The organism is Sphingomonas sp., assembly GCF_035758555.1.
Classification (GTDB): domain Bacteria; phylum Pseudomonadota; class Alphaproteobacteria; order Sphingomonadales; family Sphingomonadaceae; genus Sphingomonas_B.
The window spans coordinates 1-4,848 of the sequence record NZ_DASTXI010000189.1 but is presented as its reverse complement, the minus strand read 5'-3'; the positions used below and the strand labels follow the sequence as shown (position 1 = coordinate 4,848).

3 protein-coding genes are annotated in these 4,848 nt (G+C 64.9%); all 3 read right to left on the bottom strand.

The window, feature by feature from the left end; genetic code table 11:
• Positions 1 to 917 (bottom strand): ABC transporter permease (locus tag VFT73_RS11260; RefSeq protein WP_326411049.1); only part of this gene is annotated, 917 nt, incomplete at its 3' end.
• A gap of 9 nt (positions 918 to 926) precedes the next feature.
• Positions 927 to 3,431, bottom strand: a complete 2,505-nt coding sequence (locus tag VFT73_RS11255) for an ABC transporter permease (RefSeq protein ID WP_326411047.1) — start codon at positions 3,429 to 3,431, stop codon at positions 927 to 929.
• Between the two features lie 10 nt (positions 3,432 to 3,441).
• Positions 3,442 to 4,848, bottom strand: a 1,407-nt coding sequence (locus VFT73_RS11250) for an FtsX-like permease family protein (RefSeq protein WP_326411045.1), incomplete at its 5' end; no start/stop codon positions are given.

The following is a 4,848-nucleotide window of genomic DNA, read 5'->3' as shown; positions in this document are numbered from 1 at the left end:
AACGCAATCACGCCGAAGGTGATCACCGTGAACCGGTCGTTGGCGGGCGTGACCGGCGCCCGCTGGGCACGGCCGAGGTGGACGTCGCGGACGTTGACCAGCTCGTAATCCTGCACGTCGCCGGCATTGGTCTTCTGGCCCGCGACTTCCTCGTCGGGGATGTTCCGCTTCTCCCAAGCGTCCATGCGTGCGTTGATCAGCGCCGCGTCCTTGGGAGAACGCAGCCGCACATAGTACCAGCCCTGCTGATTGTTCCAGCTGGTCAGGTCGCGCGGGCGATCGGAAAACTGGGTGTTCAGGTCGAACCGCGCCACCGCGTCGGCCGTGAAGCTCGAATGCTTGGGCCAGTCCCTGAAGACCCCCGTGACCTTGTAGTCGACGTCGCCCATATTGTCGACGATCGTCAGCGTCCGCCCGATCGGGTCGCTGTTCCCGAAGCGCTTCTTCGCCTCGGTTTCGCTAAGCACAATCGAATGACCGTCGGGAAGCGCCGTCGCGGCGCTGCCGCGGACGAACGGAACCTTCAGGATGTCGAACAGATTGCCGTCGACCATCCGCAGGTCCTTGATCTGCCCGGCCTCGCCGTCCTGGATCACGATCGGCGCGAAGCCGCGCACCCAGACAATCTTTTCGACCTGGTCGGGATAGTCCTTCTTCAGCGCGCGGCCCGCAGCGATCGCGCTCACCTGCAGATGCATTTCCTCGCCGCCCGATGGCGTCGCCTTGTAGTTGGTCTGCAGCTGGAATGCCTGGTCCGCCTCAGGCATCCAGTCGTCGTAGCTCATCTCATACCGGACGTAGAGCAGGATCATCACGCATGCCGCCAGCCCAAGCGCCAGCCCGACGATGTTGATCGCCGCGTAGACGCGGTTCTTGGTCAGCGCGCGAAGGCCGACGGTCAGGTAGTTACGCCACATGGGACAATCCTATTCGTAACGCAGGGCGCGGATCGGGTTGGCGCTGGCGACCTTGATCGCATGCGCCGCGATGGTGCCGATCGCGATCAGCAGCGCGAGCAGGCCGGCGGCGACGAACGGCGTCGGGCCAAGGTCGATGCGCGTATCGAACTTGTTCAGCCAGTCGCGCATCAGCCACCAGGCGACTGGCCAGGCGATAATGTTCGCGATGATGACCGGCCGCGTGAACTGCCAGACAAGCAGCCGCACGATATCCCGTGTCCTTGCCCCCATCACTTTGCGGATGCCGATTTCCTTGGTCCGCCGCTCGGCCGTGAACGCGGCGAGCCCGAACAGGCCCAGGCAGCCGACCACCACGGACAGCAGCGCGAACGCTGCGAAGGTCTGTGCGCGTGCGTCCTCCGCTTCATAAAGCTTGCCGACGATGTCGTCGCTGTATTTGGCAAGGAACGGCACCTCGGTGGTGACGCCCTGCCACATCTGCTCGAGGCCGCGGCGCACCGTCTCCGGATCGCCATGATAGCGCACGATCATATGCGTGTGGCCGCCCCCGCTGCGCGCGTTCAGGAACATGATCGGGTCGAGCGGCTGCTTGATCGAGCGGAAGCGGCTGTCGCCGACCACGCCGATCACGGTCACCGGCACCAGCCCGATCTCATTATCGACCAGCGCGGCGCGGAACGTCTTGCCGACGATATCCGCCGCGTTGCGATAGCCCAGCCGGTGCGCGCCATATTCATTGACCACGACGTTCGCGCCGCGGGCCGCGAGCGCGCGCTGCGAGGCATCGTCCGGCGGGAACGGCAGGCTCATATCGTCAAGCGGCCGCTTTTCGTCGAACCAGCGGCCGGCAACGAGCTTCAGCCCCATCGCGTCGAAGAAGCCGGGATCGACGACATAATTGCCGATCGTGACCGGCTCCTTCCGGCCCGGCAGCATCACGCCGGTGTTGTTGTTGCTTTCGGTGGCGACGCCGATCGAGGTGCGGCCGACCGCATCGACGCCCGGCACCCGCCGCGCCCGCTCGGCGATCATCTCGCCCTTGTCGAGCAGCTGGTAGCGATTGAGGTCGCCGACCTGCAGGATATGGTCCCGCTTGTAGCCGGGGTCGACGGTGCGCGCGTAGACGGTCTGCGCATAGATCACCGCCGTGCAGATGATCAGCCCGATCGACACAGCGAATTGTCCGACGACCAGCACCTGCCGCAGCCGGCCCGAACCCGGCGTCTCGGCCGACGACTTGTTCGCGCGCAGCACAGAAGCGGGCTGGAAGCGCGAGATGAAAAAGGCCGGATAGAGGCCGCCCAGGATGCCGACCACCGCGACCAGCAGGAGCACCGGCAGCAGGATGCCGTCAGCTCCGAAATAGCGGACCTGGATGTCGGACTTCAGGAAAGCGGAAAAGGCCGGCATCGCCAGCTCGACCACCGCAAGCGCGATCACCGTCGCCAGGAAAGTGACGATGATCGATTCCCCGATGAACTGGATGATCAGCTGCTTGCGGGTCGCGCCCAGCACTTTCCGCAATGCAACCTCACGTGCCCGTTGGCTGGCGCGGGCGGTCGACAGGTTGGTGAAGTTCACCACCGCCATGCCGAGGATCAGCAGCGCGATCACCGCAAAGGTGATGATCGACGTCTTGTCGTTGCCCGGCGTCACGGCGGCGTCCTGCGCCTTGCCCAGGTGCACGTCGCGGATGTTGATCAGATGCCAGTCGCCGAAATCGCCGGCGTTGAACCGTGCTTCGCCGCTGTTCTGGTCGGGGATATTGCGCTTTTCCCAGGCCGGCATCTGCGCTTCGATCGTCTTGACGTCGGTGCCGGGCTTCAACCGCACATAGACCCAGCCGGAATTACAGCCCCAGCAGTCGAGGAAGCCGGGCTCGTCGACGAAGAAGCTCGGAAAATCCATCCGTCCGATCATATTGGCGGCAAACGAGCTGTTCTTCGGAATGTCCTTGAACACGCCGGTCACGCGGAAATCGCGGCCCTTGCCCTTTGAGATGACGGTGAATGTCTTGCCGACCACGTCGGTCGTGCCGAAGCGCTTCATCGCTTCGGTCTCGCTCAGGATCGCGTCGCCGACGCGCGCCAGGGCGTTCTTGCCGCCGGCGACCAGCGGCAGCGGAATCGTGGCGAGCAGGTCGCCGTTGACGTAGCGGTAATTCTCGGTCGAGCTCGCCTGGCCGTCCTTGTAGAACACCGGTTCGGAAGAAAGCACGTAAACCGAGCCCTCAATCTGCGGGAAATCCTTCTTCAGCGCCGCTTCCGACGTGTAGGTGGACATCTGCCCGAAGCTGAGCTCGCCCGAATCCGGGTTCTTGAACCAGGTCTGCACCTGATAGACGTTTTCGGAATCCGGCAGCCATTTGTCGTAGCTGAACTCGTACCGCACGAAGAGCAGGATCATCAGGCACGCGGCCATGCCGATCGCAAGGCCCAGGATGTTGATGAACGCATAGGTCCGGTTCTTCATCAGGGAACGGAGACCGACCGTCAGGTAATTGCGCCACATCGTCTGGGTCCTACTCGTAGCGGAGGGCGTGGATCGGGTTGGTGCGGGCGATGCGGATCGCGTGGCCGGCGACGGTGCCGATCGCGATCGCGAAGGCGATCAGGCCGGCGACAAGGAACGGCCCCGGCGTCAGCGCGATGCGGGCGTCGAACTGGTTCAGCCAGTCGCGCATCAGCCACCAGGCGACCGGCCATGCGATCAGATTGGCGATCACCACCGGCTTGGTGAACTGCCACACCAGCAGCCGGACGATGTCGGCGATCGTCGCCCCGAACACCTTGCGGATGCCGATCTCCTTGGTGCGCCGCTCGGCCGTGAAGGCGGCGAGGCCGAACAGGCCGAGGCAAGCGACCGCGACGGCAAGACCGGCGAAGCCGGCGAAGCTCAGCCCCCGCGCCTCGTCGACGCGGTAGAGCTCAGCCAGCTCGGCGTCGGCGAAATCGGCCTCGAACGGCACGGTCGGCACCAGCCGCTTCCATAGCTGGGCGAGCTCCTCGCGCACTGCCGCCGGCTCGGCCCCTTCGAAATGGACGAGCAGGCGCGAATAGAAGCCGTTGTTCATATAGGCGATGGCTTCGGGCTGCTCGCGCAGCGAGCGGAAGCGGGAATCCTCGACCACGCCGATGATCGTCGCCGGCATCAGGCCGTTCTTTGCCCCAAACGCGTTGACCCGTACGGTCTTGCCGATCGCAGCCTGCGGATCGTCGAAACCGAGCTGCCTGGCGGCGAGCCGGTTGACGACGACGTTGGCGCCGCGATCGACATAGCTGAGCGCCATCCCCTTCCGCGCGTCGGCATCAAGCGGCAGCAAAGTCGCGTCCATCTGGTTCGCGCGCGTTGGCAGCCGGCCGGCGAGCAGATCGACGCCCGCGGTGTCGAAGAACTCGGGCGAAACGCTGTACCAGCCGATCGTGATCGGCTTGATCCGGCCTTCCACGCGGAAATCGGTGTTGAGTGTCTGTCCTGTCGCCGGGAAGATCGTCGTCGCCGCGGCCGAGCGGACGGCGGGAATGCGTTCCGCCTGCCGGATCAGCGTATCGATCAGCGGCACGACCGCGGCGCGATCCATGTTGGCGACCTGGATCAGACCGTCGCGGCGGAAGCCGGCGTCGATCGACCGCGCAAAACGGATCTGGCCATAAACGACCAGCGTGCAGGCGATCAGTCCGATCGAGACGGCGAATTGTGCAACGACCAGAAGCGAGCGCAGCCGCCCCGTGCCCGGCGGCTCGGCAGCCGAGCGGTTGGAACGCAGGATTGCGCCGGGTTGGAAGCGGGTCAGGTAGAAGGCCGGGTAGAGGCCGCCCAGCAACCCGACCGTCAGCCACAGGCCGATGATCGGCAGCAGCACGCCCTCGCTTCCGAGATAGACGAGGTGCAGGTCGGTACCGAGATAGGAGGCGATATAGGGGAGGCT

Coding starts and splice junctions, on each gene's coding strand:
- VFT73_RS11255 (WP_326411047.1), bottom strand. CDS start 3,431: ATGTGGCGCAATTACCTGACGGTCGGTCTCCGTTCCCTGATGAAGAAC.